The organism is Streptomyces sp. NPDC001858, from assembly GCF_053594615.1.
This window is the reverse complement of the sequence record NZ_JBSFEV010000036.1, coordinates 72,538-91,608: the sequence shown is the minus strand read 5'-3', so window position 1 is coordinate 91,608 and position 19,071 is coordinate 72,538. Positions and strand designations below refer to the sequence as shown.

The window sequence follows — 19,071 nt, the reverse complement described above, 5'->3', positions numbered from 1 at the left end:
GTGACGCGGCGGGCGGCGGCGGGCGGCACGCTGGTCCGGTCAGGTCACCACACACCGCCCCGCCGGCGGTACGGACGCGGCCCGCCGGACCGTGCGAGGAGGAGCCATGACCGTTTCGCATGGTCCGGCATCGCGTTCCGGACCGGAGCAGGAACCCGGCGGGGCGGCCCCGGGAGCGATGGGCGACGCCGCGGACGTCCTGGCCGCCCTGGGGCGTTCCTGGACGTGGATCCTCGGTTCCGCCCTCGTCACGCTCGTCCCCGGCATCCTGGTGCTGGTCTGGCCGGACGAGACGCTGCACGTCCTGGCGGTCCTCATCGGCCTGTATCTGCTCGCGACCGGGCTGTTCCGGTTCGTCGCCCTCTTCGCCCTCGCCCACGAGGACCACGGCGGACGGCTGACGGGGCTCCTCCTGGCCGTGCTGTACGTCCTGGCCGGGGTGCTGTGCCTGCGCCACCCGCTGCAGACCATCGCCGCGCTGTCGCTGATCGTCGGCGTGCTGTGGCTGGTGTCCGGCATCCTCACGCTCTACACGGCCATCGCCGCGAGGGGCCTGCCCCACCGGGGCTTCGTCCTCGCCGTCGCGGTGCTGGGCATCGTCGCGGGAATCGTCGTGCTGGCCCTGCCGACCGAGTCGGCCCGCGCCCTGACCCGGCTGCTCGGCCTGTGGCTCGTGCTACTCGGCCTGGCCGAAGCAGCAGTCGCCCTAGCCTGGCGAGCCGCCCTACACCAAGCAGGCCTCACAACCACCCCCACCAAACCCACACACCCCTAACCCCCACCTACCGCCCCCCCCATGCGGCACCGCCCCGCCCTACGGGCACAGGCCCCACCACGCGGCCACGGCCCCGCCCTACGGGCAAGCCCCACCATGCGGCCACCGCCCGCCGTACGGTCACAGGCCCCGTCGCAGGGCGGGGTGCAGGCGGTGCCGCAGGGGGCCGCCGGGCGGGCCGCTGGACGGGGCGCCGGGCAGGCCGCAAGCCACGCCGCTGAGCGGGGCGCTGGGCAAGTCCCCCCGCCGCCCCGCCGAGCGCCGCAAGGCGAGCCGCACGGCCGCGCCGCTGGGTGGGGCCGCAGGCCCTGTCCCAGGGCGGGGCGCTGCGCGCTCTACGGGCCGCGCCGCAAGGCAGGCCGCAGGCCGCATTGCAGGCCACGCCGCTGGGGGCCGCAGGCCGCACCGCAGGGCGCGGCGGCTTCGCCGTCAGGCGGGTGCGCGGCTTCGCCGCAAAGCGAGGTGCGTGGCTGTGTCGCAAGGCGCGGTGCAGCCGCTGCGGCTCGGGGGCAGGGTCACCCGCCGGGGGTGAGGCGGGCGGCGATTGCCGTGTGCACGCTGAAGACGGCACGGAACGGGCGCTCGCCCGGACCGGCTTTCGGGCGCAGGCCCGGAACGGAGGAGACAGAGATGAGCGGGCAGAACTACCTCGCGTACGACTTTCCACTGCTGGGCGCCTTCTGGACGATGCTGATCTTCTTCCTGTGGGTCATGTGGTTCGTCCTGCTGTTCCGGGTCGTCGTCGACATCTTCCGCGACGACGACCTCAGCGGCTGGGCCAAGGCCGGCTGGCTGGTGTTCTGCATCTGCCTGCCGTTCCTGGGCGTGTTCGTCTACGTGATCGCCCGGGGGAAGAACATGGGCCGCCGCGAGGTCGCACAGGCGCAGGCCCAGCAGAAGCAGTTCGACGACTACGTCCGGGAGACCGCCAAGGGTTCCGGCGGTCCGTCCAGCAGTGTGGACGAGCTCGCCAGACTGTCCGAGATCAAGGCCCACGGCGACATCACGGAGGAGGAGTTCCAGCGGGCCAAGGAGCTGGTCCTGAGCGACTACGGCCCCCCGGTACGCCACTGAGCCGGCCGCCCCACGACACCGAGGACAGCGAATCGAGGCCAGGTCATGACCACATCGCCCACGCACGCACACACCGACCCGCACGCAGCCAAGCGGCACTGGGCCGAGGGCCTGACGGTCTTCGCCGCCGTCACGCTCATGATCGCCGGGGTGCTGGACATCTTCCGCGGGATCATGGGCATCGCCGAGGACGACGTCTTCGTCACGACGCCCAGTTACGTATTCCGGTTCGACCTCACTGGCTGGGGCTGGCTCCATCTGGCCCTGGGCGCGGTCGCGGTGATCGTCAGCCTCGGGCTGTTCCAGTCCGCGCTGTGGGCCCGGATCGCGGGCGTGACCATCGCCGGACTCATCATCATCGCCAACTTCCTCTCCCTGCCGTACTACCCGGTCTGGTCCGTCGTGATGATCGCCTTCTCCGGGTTCATCATCTGGGCTCTGTGCGTGGACCGGCCCGATTCGTCCGGCGGCTACGGTGCCCGGTGACGAACGAGCGGAGCGCATCGCGGACTTCATCGAGCCGCTGCGGGTGGAGCCGGGGTCGAAGGTCCGTCTGGGCCGGGACTTCGACCCCCGGGACAAGGGCGGCCTGAAGAAGCGGGACGGGGTCCAACTACTGCGGGTCGGAGTCGAGTTGCTGGCGGAGTACCAGCAACGGCTGGCCGCCCAGGACACCTACGGCGTGCTGCTCTGTCTGCAGGCGCTCGACGCCGGCGGCAAGGACGGCACGATCCGCCATGTGATGAGCGGCGTGAATCCGCAGGGCGTGCGGGTGAGCAGCTTCAAGGTGCCCTCCGCCGAGGAACTGGACCACGACTACCTGTGGCGCTACGCCGAACGGCTGCCCGAGCGCGGCGGGATCGCCATCTTCAACCGCTCGCACTACGAGGAGGTCCTCGTCGTCCGGGTGCACCCCGAACTCCTCCTGCGGCAGCAACTGCCCGGCCACGCGCGCGGATCGGGCGTGTGGAAGCGGCGGTACCGGGAGATCAACGACTGGGAGCGCTACCTCACCGACAACGGGTTCAAGGTGGTGAAGATCTTCCTGAACCTGTCGAAGGAGGAGCAGCGCACCCGGTTCCTGAAGCGGCTCGACCTGCCGGAGAAGAACTGGAAGTTCTCCGCCGCCGACGTCCGCGAGCGTCAGTACTGGGACGACTACCAGCGCGCGTTCTCCAAGATGCTGTCGGCGACGAGCACCCGGTGGGCGCCCTGGTACGTCGTGCCGGCGGATCGCAAGTGGTTCGCGCGGATCTGCACGGCGGCGATCCTGGCGCACACCCTGATGGACATCGACCCCCGGTATCCGGAGGTGGACGACCGGGCCCGCAAGGACCTGCGCACCGCGAAGCGGCGGCTGGAGCGGGAGGCTCCCGAGGGCCTGCCTGCCGACCCGTACGCGGCCCGGCATCCGTCGGCGGCCAAGAAGAAGCGCGGCTAGGAACCGCTGAGGGACCTGACCGGCCAGGATCGGAGGCAGGGCGATGACGGTGCAGCCGGATTCCGTGGGCGCTCGGCAGCGGGCCGCGCCGGGCGACGAGTGGTACGCGCATGCCCCGGCGGAGGTCGCGGCGGCGCTCGGCGTCGATCCGGCGGCCGGACTCACCGCCGCGCGGGCCGCCGAACTCCGCGCCGCGCAGGGCCCGAACGCGCTGCCGGAGGAGAGCCGGACACCGGCCTGGCGCCGGTTCCTCGATCAGTACCGCAGCTATATGCAGCTGGTCCTGGTGGCCGCGGCGGTCGTCTCGCTGCTCATCCAGGAGTGGACGACCGCGGTCCTGCTCCTCGTGCTGACGCTGCTGAACGCCGTCGTCGGCCTGCGTCAGGAGGGCAAGGCCGAGAGCGCGATGAACGCGCTGAAGTCGATGATGAGGGCCACGGCACGGGTGCGCAGGGACGGCACCGAGGCCGAGATCCCCGCCGAGCAGCTGGTCGTCGGCGACATCGTGCTCGTCTCGGCCGGGGACCAGGTCCCGGCGGACGGCCGCATCGTCGAGGCCAGCGCGCTGCAGATCGACGAGTCGGCGCTCACCGGCGAGAGCGTCCCCGCGGCGAAGGGCACCGCCGCACTGCCCGGCGGGCGGCTGCTGCCGCCGGGCGACCGGATCAACACGGCGTTCATGAACACCCCGGTCACCCATGGCAGCGGGCTGCTCGTGGTGACCGCGATCGGCGCGGACACCGAGCTGGGCAAGATCTCCGGGATGCTGGCGGCGACCGAGAAGGAGGTGCCGCCGCTCACCAAGGAGCTGGACACGCTGACCTTGTGGATCACGGGGGCGGCCGCCCTCACCATGATCGTGATGTTCGTCCTGGGGCGCAGCCGGGGCGAGGCGTGGGACGTGCTGTTCGTCAGCGCGGTCTCGCTGGCCATCGCGGCCATCCCCGAGGCGTTGCCGACCGTGACCCAGGCGATCCTCTCCGTCGGGAGCCTCAACCTGGCCAAGCGGAACGCCATCGTGAAGGAGCTGCCGTCGGTGGAGACCCTCGCGTTCACCTCGGCGATCAACTCGGACAAGACCGGCACCCTGACGATGAACCAGATGACGGCCGTCGAAGTGCTCAGCCCGACCGACAAGTACACCGTCTCGGGCACGGGTTACGGCCTGGCGGGGAAGGTCCACCACGCCGCGGGGTCCTCCGCGGGCATCGAGGACGCGATCCTGCCGTATGTCGTGGCCAGCGACGCCAAGCTGGTGGACGGCAAGGTGGTGGGCGACCCGACCGAGGGCGCGCTGCTGGTGCTCGCCCACAAGGCGGGGCTGGACACGGACGCCACCCGGGAGGCGCTCCCCCGGCTCGCGACCCTGCCGTTCGACCCGGACTACAAACTGATGGCCACCTTCCATTCGGCGCTCGACGCCGAGCGCCGTCCCGTCGTGCGCTGTTTCGTCAAGGGCGCGGCGCCGGCCGTGCTGGCGCGCGCCGCCACCGCGCTCGCGGCCGGTGAGACCGTGCCGTGGGACGCAGCTCTCCGGCAGCGCGCCGAGGCGGCGATCGCGCGGATGGGCGGCGAGGGACGCCGGGTGATGGCGGCGGCAACCCGGGATCTCGACCCGGCCGAGTTCGACGCGGACGGCGACCTGCTCGGTCACGTCACCGAGCTGCGGGTGAGCAGTCTCGTCGGCATGGTCGACCCGCCGCGCGAGGAGTCGAGGACGGCCGTCGCGGACGCCCGGTCGGCGCACATCCGCGTCCGTCTGGTGACGGGCGACGACGTCACCACCGGCGCGGCGATCGCCCGGCAGATCGGCATCCCCGGCGAGGCCGTCCTCGGCGCGGACTTCGCCGCGATGAGCGAGGCGGAGCGGCTGGCCCGCATCGAGGACATCGGCGTCGTGGGGCGGGTCGCGCCGGAGCACAAGGTGCTGCTCGCCGACACGCTGAAGAAGAAGGGCGACGTCGTGGCGATGACCGGGGACGGCGTCAATGACGCGCCCGCCATCAAGGCGGCCGACATCGGCATCGCGATGGGCAGCGGCACGGACGTCGCGAAGAACGCCGGCCGCATGATCCTCTCCGACGACGACTTCGCCACCATCGTCTACGCCGTGGAGCAGGGCCGGACGATCTACGACAACCTCACCAAGTACATCCGGTTCGTGCTGCTTCTGCTGGTCACCTTCGTGCTGACGTTCCTCGGGGCGACCGTGCTGAACATCGCGGCGGGTGAGCCCTTCACCCCGCCGCAGGTGCTGTGGATCCACTTCGTGGTCAACGCCTCCTTCGGCTTCGCGCTCGGCTTCGACCGGGAGAGTCCGGGGCTGATGAGCCGCAGGCCGCGACCGCGCGGGGAGTCGGTGCTCACCCGGTCCGTGCTGGTGACGGTCGGGCTCGGCGGGCTGGCGATCACCTGCGCGCTGCTCGGGCTGATCAAGCTGGGTCAGGCCCATTTCGACAGCGTCGAGACCGGTCAGTCGATCGCGTTCACCGCCTTCGCGCTCTGTCTGATCGTGGCCGCGTTCGAGTGCCGCAGCGAGACGGAGTCCGTGCTGACGCCGGCCACGTTCGACAGCAGGCAGCTGAACTGGGTGGCCCTGGCCCAGCTCGTCCTCGCGGTGGCGGTGACCCAACTGGACGGCTTCCGCAACATCCTGGGGACGACCGAGATCGACGCGCGGCAGTTCGGCTGGGCCCTGCTGAGCGCCGTCGCGCTGCTGCTCGTATGGGAAGGGGGCAAACTGCTGGCCAGGCGGTCGCGGCGGGCCGTACGGTCGGGGGCGGCAGAGCGGGCGGGAGCGGCAGAGCGGGCGGGCGAGGTCGGGTGAGTGTGAGTGCCGGATGAGTCGGAGGGCGGCCACGGGGTGCAATCCCGGCTCCGGGTCGTCCCCGGGATCCGGGCGCTGTCGTCGTACCGGCGCGAATGGCTGGTCAAGGATCTGATCGCGGGGATCGTCCTGACCACGCTGCTGGTGCCGCAGGGCATGGCGTACGCCGAGTTGGCGGGGCTGCCGGCCATCACCGGCCTGTACACGACGATCCTGTGCCTGCTCGGCTACGCCGTGTGCGGGCCGTCGCGCATCCTGGTGCTGGGCCCGGACTCCTCGCTCGGACCGATGATCGCCGCCACCGTGCTGCCGCTGGTGGCGGCGGACGGGGACCCCGACCGGGCGGTCGCGCTGGCCTCGGTGCTCGCGGTGATGGTGGCGGCGATCATGATCCTGGCCTCGGTGGCGAAGCTCGGCTTCGTCGCCGACCTGATCTCCAAGCCGACGATGATCGGCTATATGAACGGCCTGGCCCTCACCATCCTGATCGGCCAGCTGCCCAAGCTCCTCGGCTTCAAGGTCGACGCGGACCACCTGATCGGGGAGTGCGTCGGCCTGGTGCAGCAGCTCGCCGACGGGGCCGCGGTGCCGGCCTCCGCCGCGGTCGGCGGGTGCGGGATCCTGCTGATCCTGGTGCTCCAGCGATGGCTGCCGAAGGTCCCCGCCGTGCTCGTGATGGTGGCCCTCGCGATCGCCGCGACCGCGGTCTTCGACCTCGGCGAGCACGGCGTGGACCTGGTCGGCGAACTCCCCGAGGGCTTCCCGCCGTTCACGATCCCCGACGTCCGGCTCTCCGATCTCGCGCCGCTGTTCGCCGGTGCGCTGGGCATCGCGCTGGTGTCGCTGGCCGACACGATCTCCAACGCGTCGGCGTTCGCGGCCCGCAGCGGGCGGGAGGTCCGCGGCAACGAGGAGATGACCGCGGTCGGCGTGGCGAACCTGGCGGCGGGCCTGTTCCAGGGCTTCCCGATCAGCGCCAGCGGATCGCGGACGGCGGTGGCGGAACGGGCGGGGGCCAAGAGCCAGCTCACCGGAGTCGTCGGGGCCGCGCTCATCGTCGTCATGCTGGTGCTGGCGCCGGGCATGTTCCGCAACCTTCCCCAGCCGGCCCTCGCCGCCGTCGTCATCACCGCCTCGCTGTCGCTGGCCGACGTGCCGGGGTCGGTACGGCTGTGGCGGCAGCGCCCGGCGGAGTTCCTGCTGTCGGTCACCGCGTTCCTGGGGGTGGCCCTGATCGGCGTCCTGGAGGGCATCGCCATCGCCGTGGCCCTGTCCGTCCTCAATGTGTTCCGGCGCGCCTGGTGGCCGTACAACACCGTGTTGGGACGGGTGAAGGACCTGGAGGGCTATCACGACATCCGCTCCTACCCGGAGGCCGAACAGCTTCCGGGCCTGGTGATCCACCGGTTCGACGCCCCGCTCTTCTTCGCCAACGCCAAGTCCTTCCGCGACGAGATCAGGCGGCTGGCGCGCACGGAGCCGAGGCCGAGCTGGATCGTGATCGCGGCGGAGCCGATGACCGACGTGGACACGACCGCGGCGGACGTTCTGGAGGAACTCGACCTGGAGCTCAACGCCGAACACATCCACCTGGTGTTCGCCGAGCTGAAGGACCCCGTGCGGCGCAAGATCGAACGGTACGAACTCACCCGCACCATCGACCCGCGCCACTTCTTCCCCACCGTGGAAGCGGCCGTCGCCGCTTTCCGTCAGCGGTCGGGTGCGGACTAGCCGATGCGGCGATGGGCCGTCTCGTTTCGCTGCGGCGCCGTCGTGGCTGGTCGCGCCCGCGCGGCGGAGCCGCAGATGTCAGCGCCCCGCGCCCCTTCGGGGCGCTGCCGACCTCAGCCGTCGCTGTGGACGTAGGTGTCGCAGAGGTCGCGGACGGCCGGTGGCACGGGCGAGTGGTGCGACCACCCGCAGACGGTGCCCAGGTCGTAGGAGGGCTGCGGCCGGGCGGGGCTAGGGAGTTCGGCCGGACGGCGGGGCGCGGCCGGGGCCGCGGGTCGGTGAGGGGCGCGCGGGGGCGTGACGGGCCGCGGCCGGGTCGGAGGGTCCGCGCGCGGTACTCGGCGCGCGGGGGTGTCGGCGGACCGCGGCTCGGGGACGCGGCGGTCCTGGCCGGCGCGTGGTTTCGGCGTCCGGGTGGCGGCCGTGGTGACGAGGGCGGTGCGGGCGGACGCCTGGCCCGGCTCCGGGACGGGGGACGGCGTGCGGGCGGCGGCCGGGGCCATGGCCGGCGGGGGCGGGGCGTGGGAGGGGACGGCGACACAGCCCGCGGTGAGCAGGGCGGCGGCGAGGGCGGCGACGGCGAGGGGGTGGCTCATACGCATGCCCCCAGCGTGGCGGCGCGCCGCAGGACACCGGGCCGGCCTCGCTGATGATCACCGACACGGGTGACAGCGCCCTGAAGGGGCGCGGGGCGCTGACATATGCGGCTCCGCCGCGCGGGCGCGACCGGCCACGACGGCGCCGCAGCGGAACGACGTCACATCGCGGCACGTCCAGCGGCGCGCTTGGCGCGCCGGTGGTCGGCGGAGCCGGTGCGCGTCGCGTGTGCGCGGGTCGTCGGCGGAACGTACGGTGGCGTCCTGGTGTTCGAGCTCGATCCGGTGGAGGCGGCATGGCCGACAAGAAGGCGGCGCGGCTGCCGCGCAAGATGTACGAGCAGGAACTGCTGCGCCTGCAGACCGAGTTGGTGAAGGTGCAGGAGTGGGTGCGGGCGACGGGCGCCCGGCTGGTGGTGGTCTTCGAGGGGCGGGACGCGGCGGGCAAGGGCGGCACCATCAAGCGGGTCGCCGAACATCTCAACCCGCGCGTGGCACGGATCGCGGCCCTGCCGAAGCCGACCGAGCGGGAACGTACGCAGTGGTACTTCCAGCGGTACGTCGAGCAGCTGCCGGCGGCCGGGGAGATCGTGCTGTTCGACCGGTCCTGGTACAACCGGGCCGGGGTCGAGCATGTGATGGGGTTCTGCACGAAGGAGGAGTACCAGCTGTTCCTGCGGCAGTGCCCGATCTTCGAACGGATGCTGGTCGAGGACGGGATCCTGCTGCGCAAGTACTGGTTCTCGGTGAGCGACACCGAGCAGCAGGAGCGCTTCCGGCGGCGGCTGGAGGACCCGCTGCGGCGCTGGAAGCTGTCGCCGATGGACCTGGAGTCGATCACCCGCTGGGAGGCCTACTCGCGGGCGAAGGACGAGATGCTGGTGCACACCGACATCGCCGAGGCGCCCTGGTTCGTGGTGGAGAGCGACGACAAGCGCCGGGCGCGGTTGAACACGATCGCCCACCTGCTGGACTCGCTGCCGTACGTCGACGTGCCCCCGCCCGTTCTCGAACTGCCGAAGCGTCCCGCGTCTACCGGCTACGAACGTCCCCCGCGCGATCTGCAGACCTACGTCCCCGACCACGCGGCAAGCCTCTGACCGGCCGTCTTACCCGGGGCTCGTGCTCGACCGCGTTCGTGGTCATGATTTCCTTCGGATCATGAGGCCGGACGACGGAAGGCGGCAGATGTCCCAGGGATCGGGCAGACAGGTCTCGGGCGGACAGGTCTCGGGGTGGCGCCGAGTGATGCCCGGGCTCGGCGCGCTCCTGGGATACCGGCGCGCGTGGCTCACGGGCGACCTGCTGGCCGGCGTGACCGTGGCCGCGTATCTCGTGCCGCAGGTCATGGCCTACGCCGGGGTGGCCGGGCTGCCGCCGGTCGCCGGGCTGTGGGCGATCCTCCCGGCGCTGGCCCTGTACACGCTGTTCGGCTCCTCGCGTCTGCTGTCGGTCGGCCCCGAGTCCACCACCGCCCTCATGACGGCGACCGTGGTCGCGCCGCTCGCCGTCGGGGACCCCGCGCGTTACGCGTCGCTGGCGGCGGCCCTCGCGGTCACCGTCGGGCTGCTGTGCCTGGTGGCGCGGGCGGTGCGGCTGGGCTTCCTCGCGGACCTGCTGTCCCGCCCCGTCCTGATCGGCTACCTCGCGGGCGTGGCCTTCATCATGATGATGGACCAGCTGCCCAAGCTGACCGGGGTGCCGAAGTCCGGCTCGGAGTTCTTCCCCGAACTGTGGTCCTTCCTCACCCACCTGCCGGACGCGCACGCGGCCACCGTCGTCTTCTCCGGGACCGCCCTCGTCTTCCTGTTCCTCATGGCCCGGTATGCGCGCGTCGTGCCCGGCCCGCTGGTGACGGTCGTCCTCGCCACCACCGCCGTCGTCGTCTTCGACCTCGACGACCGGTACGGACTCAAGGTGATCGGCGACGTCCCCTCCGGCCTGCCCTCGTTCGCCGTCCCGGACCTGACCGAGCTGCCGCAGCTCGTCCTGCCCGCGCTCGGGGTGCTGCTGGTCGCCTACACGGACTTCATCCTCACCGCGCGGGCCTTCCACGTCCCCGGCGACGACGGCCCCGGCCTGGATGCCAACCAGGAGTTCCTCGCCCTGGGGGCGGCCAACCTCGGCGCCGGGGCGCTGCACGGCTTCCCGGTGAGCAGCAGCGCCAGCCGCACCGCGCTCGCCTCCTCCGCGGGCGCCCGCAGCCAGGCGTACTCGCTGGTGGCGGGGGCGTTGGTGCTCAGCGTGCTGCTCTTCCTCAGTCCGCTGCTGGCGCGGACACCGGCCGCGGTGCTGGGCGTGCTCGTCGTCTACGCGGCGGTCCGCATGATCGACCTCGCGGGCTTCCGGCGGCTGGCGTCCTTCCGCCGCCGGGAACTGCTGCTCGCCCTCGGCTGCCTCGCCGGGGTGCTCGCCCTGGACATCCTGTACGGGGTGATCGTGGCGGTCGGTCTGTCGGTGGCCGAGCTGCTGACCCGGGTGGCCCGTCCGCACGACGCGGTCGAGGGCGTCGTCCCGGGTGTGGCGGGCATGCACGACGTCGACGACTACCCGCAGGCCCGCACGATCCCCGGTCTGCTCGTCTACCGCTACGACTCGCCGCTGTTCTTCGCCAACGCGGAGGACTTCCGGCGCCGCGCCCTGGCCGCCGTCGACGAACAGCGGGACCCGGTTCGCTGGTTCGTCCTCAACACCGAGGCCAATGTGGAGGTGGACATCACCGCCCTCGACGCGGTCGACGAACTGCGCCGCGAGCTGACCGGACGCGGCGTCGTGTTCACCCTCGCCCGGGTGAAGCAGGACCTGCTGGACGATCTGTTGGCGTACGGCCTCGCGGAGTCCGTGGGCACGGACCACATCTTCCCGACGCTCCCGACCGCGGTGTCGGCGTACCGCCGATGGCTGACAGCACATCCTGAGCCTGAGCAGCGGGAGCAGCCCGAACAGCTCTGAACGACCGGCGGACGCGCGGCGCCCCGCCCGGTCCGGGTCACCCGGTCAGCGGTTGTCCCGTCGGCGTCGGGCGCCGGTGCCCAGGGCGCGGTAGTGCGGTGGCGGCGTGGCGGCGGGAGTCCCGCTGGGCTCGGCGGTCCGCCACCGGAGCCGGCCGGCCAACGGCCCCGGCTCGCGCACCGTCGGCTCCGTGTCGGCGAGGATCGTCACGCGGAGGTCCGGGAGTGCGTGAAGAGGGGTCAGGTCGATTGCGGGGGCGGCGGCGAGCCTGAGGTCGACGGTGAGTCTGCGCAGCGAGGGGAACGCGGTCGTCAGTCCGTCGAGGTCGGGTTCGTTCGGGAGCGAGGGCAGCGTCAGGGCGTGGATCCGGGGCAGTGCGGGAAGGCCGCGCAGTTGTTCCACGGGGTCGGTGAGGGGGAGTTGGAGGGCGAACAGCTTCGGCAGGGCGGCCAGTTGGGCGAAGAGCTCGTGCAGCGGGGTCGGCTGCCAGACGGCGAGGCCTTGCAGGCCCGTCCACCGGTACAGGGTGTCGACCTGGAGGTCGGGGCTCGACACCGAGAGCCGTGCCACCGACGGGTTCGGCGGTGGCAGCTGCGCGTACAGTCCGATCGGCAGCCCCTGTAGGTGCAGTTCGCGCAGTCCGTCCATGGTGGCGACGACCTCGAGGTCCTCGGGGAGCAGCAGCGAGGCGTCCAGGCCGAGGGTGGTGAGGGCGCAGCCCGCGAGGTCGCAGACGTCCACGATCCGGGCGGTGGAGTCGACGATCAGGTGCTTGATCCCCGGGCGCCCGCGCAGGAAGGACAGGTCGGTCAGGCTCGGGTTGCCGGTGAGGACCAACCGGTCGAGCGGGGTGCGGGGCAGCTGCCGGTCCAGCCGGGCCGCGGAGAGCGCCCCGTCGACGACGAGATGGGTGAGCGGCCCGAGGTGGTGCAGGGGGGCGAGCATGTGGTCGCGGTCGACCATGATCTCCAGGTCGTCCAGCCGCATGCCGGCCAGGACTTCACGCGCGTAGGGCTCGGCCGGGAAGTCCCCCCAGGCCGAGGCCAGGAACTGGCGCAGCGGCCTGCTCGGCTGGTTCGCGTACGCACGCACCAGCGGGAGGCAGCCGACGGTTCCGATCTTGCTCAGCGTCGAGGCCACGAGGAGTTGCACGCTCTCCGGCAGGCTCTCGGGGGCGGGGAGCATGGGCAGGACATAGGCGCCCAGCCGGGCCACCTCGGTCGCCTGGAGCATGTCCTTGGGCGGCATGAAGGCCCGCAGGCGCTCCGCGACGGCCTCGCGCCGGTCCTGCGGAAGGAAGACGGCCTCGGCCGCGCAGCTCGCGGCGAGGAGGTGCAGGTTCCAGCGCTGATGCCCGTCCTGGGCGTCCCCCTGGGCCATCAGCTGGTCGACGACCAGCTCGATCTCGGCGGTCCGGCAGTGGCCGACGGCCAGCAGGACGACGTCCTGCCACTCCTCCTGGGCGGCGTGGCTCAGCAGTTCCTGCAGACACTCGCTGTACAGGAACTCCCGGGCGGCGAGGTAGTCCTGGAAGGTGCGGTGGATGAACTGGATGCTGTCCTGGGTGCGTTCCTCCAGCACTCCGCTGCGGATGAGGATGTGCCGCAGGACGGCGTCGACCGGATACGGCACGTCGGCCATGCCGCGCAGCACCGGGGTCAGCTGTCGCTCGGCCTGTTCGTGGGAGAGCTGGGACTGGCCGTTGCGCACCAGCCAGACGGCGATGCGCTGGAGCAGGATCTGATGCTGTTTCCGGTCGAGGAGGACGCCCTCGGGGTCGGGGATGCCGCGCTGGTCGTCCCGGTTGCCCAACAGCATCCTCAGCGCCGCCGTGTACAGCTCCGGGCGGCTGGCCGGGAGGCGTCCGCGGTTCTGGCGGTGCAGCGCGCAGACGACGGCGCACAGCAGCGGGGTGCGGGCCAGGTTGCGCAGTGCGGGGGTGCTGGCGAACTTCCCCTTGAGCTCGGCCTCGCGTTCGGCGAGCTGTCCGCGCTCCTCCGCCGTCGCCGACGGGTCCAGGCGCGCGGTGTCGTGCCAGGCGTGCACGAAGGCCTGGATGTCGGCGTCCCGCATCGGCAGCAGGCGCAGTTCCCGGAAGCCCTCGTGGCCGAGCCAGTTCAGGCCCACGGCGAGCGGGCGCACCGTGACGAGGCAGTGCAGCGCGGCGTACTCGGCCAGCAGATCGCCGAGCCAGCGGCGGGCGTCCGCCCGGTCGCCGCGCGGTACCTCGTCGAGGCCGTCGACGAGCAGGAACCCGCGTCCGGCGGCCAGCACGCGGCGGGCCCAGCCGGGCGGGGCGTCGTCCGTCATCAGCCGGGCGGCCCGGTCGAGTTCGCCCGGCCGGGGCAGGCCGTGGCCGCCGGCCCGGAGGTTGCGCATGGGGACGACGAACGGCACCAGTCCGTTCAGCGGTGCGAGGCTGCCGCCGAGGGTGCCCGAGGCGGCGTGCGAGGCCAGCCACCACACGAGGGTGGTCTTGCCCGCGCCGGCCTCGCCGCGCAGCAGCACCCGCGGTCCCGCCCGCACGAGCAGGTCGTCGACGCGCCCGGGGCGGGACGGAGCGCCCCCGGACGCCGACGACGCGGGGGCCGGCTGCGTGCTCTCCGCCTCCAGATGCAGGTAGGCGGTGTCCAGGTCATAGCGGGACTCATGGGCGGTGAGCTCGTCGAGACCGATGATGTCGATCTTGCAATAGCGGTTCCTGACCGCCCGCCGGTACTCCCGCTCGAACTCCTCGTCGCGGCGGTGCGTCTCGGCGACGTCCTCCAGACGCGGCAGGAGCAGCCCGGTCTCGGCGCCTGCCGCCGTCCGCAGTTGCTCGGTCAGGTGCTCCGTCTCGACGGGAGCCGCCTCGATGCGCAGGTGGTCGCGCCCGCGCGGGATCTTCGTCACGATCCCCAGCAGCACCCCGCCGGCGAAGACCGGGGCGCCCGAGAGGCCGGCGAGCGGAGACGAGCGGCCGACCGTCTCGGCCGCCGGCTGTCGGCGGAACTCGCAGACCATGACGTCCGGCCGCAGTCGGCTCGCCAGCGGCAGCACGGTGACCTCGTACTGGTCGCACTCGATCTCCGCGCTGACCGGGTCGCGCTGTACGGCCGGAAAGCCGATGATCTGGCAGTCGGCGACGGGCTGCGACGTGGCGATCCGCCCCAGCCGGGTCCGGCCCAGCGGCTGCAGGAAGTCCTGCCCCGCCACCTCGTTGCGGGTGCGCAGCAGCGCGAGGTCGCGATCGGTGTCGATCCACTGCACCTCGCAGGTCACCCACTCGGAACTGCACGGGTGGATGATCCTGGCGGTGCGCGGCGGCCGGGTGGGGAGGAGGACGAGCTTGGGCGGCCTGGCCCGGAGATCCTTGACGCCCTCCGGATGCCGTACCCGTGCCCGGGGCGGCCCGGTCAGCACATGAGCCGCCGTCAGGACGTGCCGGGGGCCGATCAGTACGCCGGTGCCCTGTTCTTCACCGTCGACCAGGACGACGCGATCGGCCGCGGAGGCGGCGCGGAGCACAGCGTCGTCCCTGTCCCCCATGTGCGCCCCCGCCCCCGTATCGGGCCCTTCGGACCATCGCCCCTTCGGACCGTCCGACCACCGGACCGTCGGACTTTCGAGACCCTGAGATCGCGAATCTACCGGGACGGCGCAGTCCCGTCACCAAGGTCAGCCGAGGGTGAGCAGTTCCTCGTAGAAGCCGCCGAAGCCTCGGTCGGGGTCGACGAGGTGGATTTCGAGGATCCAGTGGCACCGGCGGCCGGCCTTGTCGGTGCGGCGCAGCGGGGTGTCGTTGGCGGGGGTGATGTACGACTCCGTGTCCGCGCCGTCGATCCACTCGTGCGGGAACTCGCCGACCAGGTGCCCGGCGTGCCAGCCGCCCAGCTCCCACCCGGCCTCCTTGGCCAGCCGTTGCACCTCGGCGTGCAGCCCCGCGCCGGTGATGCCCGGATCGGCCTCGAAGGCGCGCCGGCCGGCCGCGAACACCTCGGGCAGGTCGCCGCGCAGCCGGTGCTTGACCGGGTCGTCGCCCAGGACGAAGGTCCGCCCGAAGTCGGCCTCGTACTCCTCGAAGATCGGCCCGAAGTCGGCGAACACGATGTCGTCGGCGCCGATCACCCGGTCCGGCGGGTTCTCCCGGTAGGGCTTGAGCGTGTTCGGGCCGGAGCGGACGATGCGCTTGTGCCAGTGCCGGGTGGTGCCGAACAGTTCGTTCGCCAGGTCCCGGACGCGGTCGCTGACCGCCCGCTCTCCCTCGCCCGGCGCGACCAGTCCGCGCTCCTCGATCGCCGCGAAGAGCCGGGCGGCCTTCGCCTGGGCGTCCAGCAGCCGTGCCGCGCGCGTGGGTTCATCATCAGCCATGGTCGCGAACGGTACGGTTCCGTGTCCTTCGCGGGCAATCCTCAGGCCCTCCTCACGTCCACGCGGTGCAGGCGCCGTCGACGAGGACGTGGTGCAGCAGCGGTCCGGTGAAGGTGTGGCGCCGGACGCCGCTGGTGGCGCACTCGAAGGTGACCTGCGCCCGGCGCTGGGGCCAGGCCGGCAGTTCGGCCACGGTCAGCCGGCCCGGGCGGGCCCTCCCGAATGACGGTACCCGAGCGGGCCTTCCGTACAAACGCACATGCCATGCCATGGGATCCGTGATCCAGCTCATGCAAGGGCACAGGAGACTTACACCTCGCATTTGCGGCACTATGATCGTCGTATCCGCACGGTCGGTCTCAGCATGTCGGTCGCAGCAGAGGGAGTAGATCCGTGATGACCCGTTCCACGCGCCGGACCCGCCGGACCTTGCAGGTGGGCGCCGTGGGAGCCACCGCGCTGCTCGCCCTGAGCGCCTGCTCGTCGTCCGACGACTCGGCCTCCGCCAAGGCCGACTCCTCGGCGTCCGCGTCCTCCTCGCCGAAGCCGTCCGGCACGGTGACCGTGTTCGCGGCGGCCTCGCTGAAGGAGAGCTTCACCGAACTCGGCGAGGCCTTCGAGAAGGCGAACCCCGGCACGAAGGTCACGTTCAACTTCGGCGGCAGCGACACCCTCGCCGCGAGCATCACGGGCGGCGCGCCCGCGGATGTGTTCGCCTCGGCCAGCCCCAAGACGATGAAGATCGTGACGGACGCGAAGGACAACGCCACCGAGCCGGCCACGTTCGTCCGCAATCAGCTGGAGATCGCGACCCTGCCGGGCAACCCCGACAAGATCGCCTCCCTGAAGGACCTCACCAAGTCCGGTCTGAAGGTCGTCCTGTGCGACAAGACCGTGCCGTGCGGCGCCGCCGCCCAGAAGGCCCTGGACGCCGGCAAGCTGAAGCTGACCCCCGTCTCCTACGAGCAGGACGTCAAGGCCGCGCTGACGAAGGTCGCGCTGAAGGAGGCCGATGCGGCGGTCGTGTACAAGACCGATGTGCACGCGGCCGGTGACAAGGTGGAGGGTGTGGACTTCCCCGAATCGGCCGACGCCGTCAACGACTACCCCATCGCCCTCCTCAAGGACGCCCCCAACCCGGCGGCCGGCAAGGCGTTCATCGCGCTGGTGCAGTCCGCCGAGGGCCGGCAGGTGCTGACCGAGGCCGGGTTCCTGAAGCCGTGACCTCCCCGCACGACAAGTCCGCCGCCGTGGCCGACACCCTGACGGGTGGGCCACGGCGCGGTCGCGTCCGGGCCCGTGAACCCGCGCGTGGCCGGGGCGTCCCGCTTCCGCTGCTCGTGCCCGCGCTGCTGGGCCTGACGTTCCTGGTGCTGCCGCTGATCGCCCTGCTGGTGCGCACGCCCTGGCGCAGCCTGCCGACACAGCTGACCAGCACGGAGGTGTGGCAGGCACTGCAGCTGTCGCTGGTGTGCGCCACGGCCGCCACCGCCGTGAGCCTGGTGCTCGGGGTGCCGCTGGCCTGGCTGCTGGCCCGGGTCGAGTTCCGCGGGCGCGGCTTCGTACGGGCCCTGGTCACCCTGCCGCTCGTCCTGCCCCCGGTCGTCGGCGGTGTGGCGCTGCTGATGGCGCTCGGCCGCAACGGGATCGTCGGGCAGTGGCTGGACGACTGGTTCGGGATCACGCTGCCCTTCACCACGGCCGGGGTGGTGGTGGCCGAGGCGTTCGTGGCGATGCCCTTCCTGGTGATCAGCGTCGAGGGCACCCTGCGGGCCGCCGACCCCCGCTACGAGGAGGCGGCCGCGACCCTGGGCGCCTCCCGCTTCACCGCGTTCCGCCGGGTCACCCTGCCGCTGATCGCGCCGGGCATCGCGGCGGGCGCGGTGCTGGCCTGGGCGCGGGCGCTCGGCGAGTTCGGCGCGACGATCACCTTCGCCGGCAACTTCCCCGGCCGTACCCAGACCATGCCCCTCGCCGTCTATCTGGCGCTGCAGAGCGACCCGGAGGCGGCGATCGCCCTCAGCCTGGTGCTGCTGACCGTGTCGATCGCGGTGCTGGCCGGGCTGCGCGACCGTTGGATGACCGCCGGATGACACACACCGAGAAGTCCGCGCAAGGGGCGGTCGAAGGGCCGGCCGCCGGAGGGCCGACCGCCGAGGGGCTGGACGCCCGGCTCGTCGTCGAGCGCGGCGCCTTCCGGCTCGACGTCGCGTTGACGGCCGCGCCCGGTGACGTCGTCGCCCTGCTCGGCCCGAACGGCGCCGGCAAGACGACCGCGCTGCGGGCGCTCGCCGGTCTGGTCCCGCTGACGGACGGTCATCTGCGCCTGGACGGCGCCTCGTTGGACCGCACACCGCCGGAGTCCCGCCCGGTCGGCGTCGTCTTCCAGGACTACCTCCTCTTCCCGCACCTGTCCGCGATGGACAACGTGGCCTTCGGCCCGCGCTGTCAGGGGGCGAGCAAGGCGGAGGCCCGGGCGCAGGCCGCCGGATGGCTGGAGCGCATGGGCCTGGCCGCCCACGCCGACGCCAAGCCGCGCCGCCTCTCCGGCGGCCAGGCCCAGCGCGTCGCCCTCGCCCGCGCCCTGGCCACGCACCCGCGGCTGCTCCTCCTCGACGAGCCCCTCGCCGCCCTCGACGCCCGCACCCGGCTGGAGATCCGCGCCCAACTCCGCCGTCATCTGGCCGAGTTCGAGGCGGTCGCCGTCCTGGTCACGCACGATCCGCTCGACGCGATGGTGCTCGCCGACCGGCTCGTCGTCGTCGAGGACGGCCGGGTCGTCCAGGAGGGGTCCCCGGCCGACATCGCCCGTCACCCGCGCACGGACTACATCGCGCAGTTGGTCGGCCTGAACCTCTACAAGGGCAGGGCGGACGGCCACACGGTCCGGCTCGACGCCGGCCCCGCCATCACCACGACCGAACCCCTGACGGGCCCGGTGTTCGTCGCCTTCCCGCCCAGCGCGGTGACGCTCTTCCGCGACCGGCCCACCGGCACCAGCGCCCGCAACCTCTGGAGCGGCGAGGTCGCCGGTCTGGAGACCCACGGCGACCAGATCCGCGCCGACCTCACCGGCGAACTCCCGCTCGCCGCCGACCTGACGACGGTGGCCGCGGCGGAACTGGACCTCCACCCGGGCGCCCGCGTCTGGGCGACGGTGAAGGCGACGCAGACCCACGCGTACCCGGCCTGACACGGCACAGCGCGGCACGGCACGGCACAGCGCGGCGCGGCGGACGGCGCAAAGGCCCGGCCTCTGCGCCCCACGCACCTCTAAGCGCTCCTGCGGACCCGCCGCGACGACCCCGAACCAACGGGATCATCG

General features: G+C 72.3%; 15 protein-coding genes. 11 read left to right on the top strand and 4 right to left on the bottom strand.

Features of this window, described 5'->3' with window-relative positions:
- The first annotated feature begins 106 nt into the window (after positions 1 to 106).
- The 6 genes from ACWCPF_RS35915 to ACWCPF_RS35890 all read left to right on the top strand — a co-directional run bounded on the left by ACWCPF_RS35915 (position 107) and on the right by ACWCPF_RS35890 (position 7,848).
- Positions 107 to 775, top strand: a complete 669-nt coding sequence (locus ACWCPF_RS35915) for an HdeD family acid-resistance protein (RefSeq protein WP_451049304.1) — start codon at positions 107 to 109, stop codon at positions 773 to 775.
- Between the two features lie 630 nt (positions 776 to 1,405).
- Positions 1,406 to 1,849: an SHOCT domain-containing protein gene (locus ACWCPF_RS35910; protein ID WP_451049303.1), complete on the top strand. Its 444-nt coding sequence runs from the start codon at positions 1,406 to 1,408 to the stop codon at positions 1,847 to 1,849.
- A 45-nt stretch (positions 1,850 to 1,894) separates the two neighbouring features.
- On the top strand, positions 1,895 to 2,335 hold the full coding sequence (locus ACWCPF_RS35905; protein WP_451049302.1) for a DUF7144 family membrane protein: 441 nt from the start codon (positions 1,895 to 1,897) through the stop codon (positions 2,333 to 2,335).
- Positions 2,325 to 3,290 carry a polyphosphate kinase 2 family protein gene (locus tag ACWCPF_RS35900; RefSeq protein WP_451049301.1) on the top strand — a complete coding sequence of 322 codons (966 nt, stop codon included), beginning with the start codon at positions 2,325 to 2,327 and terminating at the stop codon, positions 3,288 to 3,290. The genes ACWCPF_RS35905 and ACWCPF_RS35900 overlap by 11 nt, the downstream gene beginning before the upstream one ends.
- A 43-nt stretch (positions 3,291 to 3,333) precedes the next feature.
- Positions 3,334 to 6,117, top strand: a complete 2,784-nt coding sequence (locus ACWCPF_RS35895; protein WP_451049300.1) for a cation-translocating P-type ATPase — start codon at positions 3,334 to 3,336, stop codon at positions 6,115 to 6,117.
- Between the two features lie 6 nt (positions 6,118 to 6,123).
- On the top strand, positions 6,124 to 7,848 hold the full coding sequence (locus tag ACWCPF_RS35890; protein WP_451049299.1) for a SulP family inorganic anion transporter: 1,725 nt from the start codon (positions 6,124 to 6,126) through the stop codon (positions 7,846 to 7,848).
- Between the two features lie 113 nt (positions 7,849 to 7,961).
- Here the strand turns inward: ACWCPF_RS35890 and ACWCPF_RS35885 are convergent, their stop codons facing one another.
- On the bottom strand, positions 7,962 to 8,450 hold the full coding sequence (locus ACWCPF_RS35885) for a hypothetical protein (RefSeq protein WP_451049298.1): 489 nt from the start codon (positions 8,448 to 8,450) through the stop codon (positions 7,962 to 7,964).
- 290 nt (positions 8,451 to 8,740) lie between these two features.
- Between ACWCPF_RS35885 and ppk2 the strand changes: the two genes are divergently transcribed.
- Together ppk2 and ACWCPF_RS35875 are read left to right on the top strand one after the other, a co-directional pair.
- Entirely contained in the window at positions 8,741 to 9,544 is an 804-nt protein-coding gene (gene ppk2 / locus ACWCPF_RS35880; RefSeq protein ID WP_451049297.1) for a polyphosphate kinase 2, read from the top strand.
- A gap of 88 nt (positions 9,545 to 9,632) precedes the next feature.
- Positions 9,633 to 11,396: a SulP family inorganic anion transporter gene (locus ACWCPF_RS35875; protein ID WP_451049296.1), complete on the top strand. Its 1,764-nt coding sequence runs from the start codon at positions 9,633 to 9,635 to the stop codon at positions 11,394 to 11,396.
- Between the two features lie 45 nt (positions 11,397 to 11,441).
- On the opposite strand, the gene ACWCPF_RS35870 is transcribed toward ACWCPF_RS35875, so the two are convergent.
- From ACWCPF_RS35870 to ACWCPF_RS35860, 3 genes are all read right to left on the bottom strand, one after another.
- Positions 11,442 to 14,924, bottom strand: coding sequence for an NACHT domain-containing protein (locus tag ACWCPF_RS35870; protein ID WP_451049295.1), 3,483 nt, complete (start codon positions 14,922 to 14,924; stop codon positions 11,442 to 11,444).
- Positions 14,925 to 15,053: 129 nt separating this feature from the next.
- Positions 15,054 to 15,746: a M24 family metallopeptidase gene (locus ACWCPF_RS35865; protein WP_451049294.1), complete on the bottom strand. Its 693-nt coding sequence runs from the start codon at positions 15,744 to 15,746 to the stop codon at positions 15,054 to 15,056.
- A gap of 52 nt (positions 15,747 to 15,798) precedes the next feature.
- The gene (locus ACWCPF_RS35860; RefSeq protein WP_451049293.1) at positions 15,799 to 15,939 is read right to left on the bottom strand and encodes a hypothetical protein; all 141 of its coding nucleotides are present in this window, start codon (positions 15,937 to 15,939) and stop codon (positions 15,799 to 15,801) included.
- A 203-nt stretch (positions 15,940 to 16,142) separates the two neighbouring features.
- Between ACWCPF_RS35860 and modA the strand changes: the two genes are divergently transcribed.
- The 3 genes from modA to ACWCPF_RS35845 are packed head-to-tail and all read left to right on the top strand — an operon-like array spanning position 16,143 to position 18,939.
- Entirely contained in the window at positions 16,143 to 16,970 is an 828-nt protein-coding gene (modA, locus tag ACWCPF_RS35855) for a molybdate ABC transporter substrate-binding protein (protein ID WP_451049292.1), read from the top strand.
- The gene (gene modB / locus ACWCPF_RS35850) at positions 16,967 to 17,839 is read left to right on the top strand and encodes a molybdate ABC transporter permease subunit (RefSeq protein ID WP_451049291.1); all 873 of its coding nucleotides are present in this window, start codon (positions 16,967 to 16,969) and stop codon (positions 17,837 to 17,839) included. The genes modA and modB overlap by 4 nt, the downstream gene beginning before the upstream one ends.
- Positions 17,836 to 18,939: an ABC transporter ATP-binding protein gene (locus ACWCPF_RS35845; RefSeq protein ID WP_451049290.1), complete on the top strand. Its 1,104-nt coding sequence runs from the start codon at positions 17,836 to 17,838 to the stop codon at positions 18,937 to 18,939. Before modB ends, ACWCPF_RS35845 begins: the two co-directional genes overlap by 4 nt.
- The last annotated feature ends 132 nt before the right edge of the window (positions 18,940 to 19,071 follow it).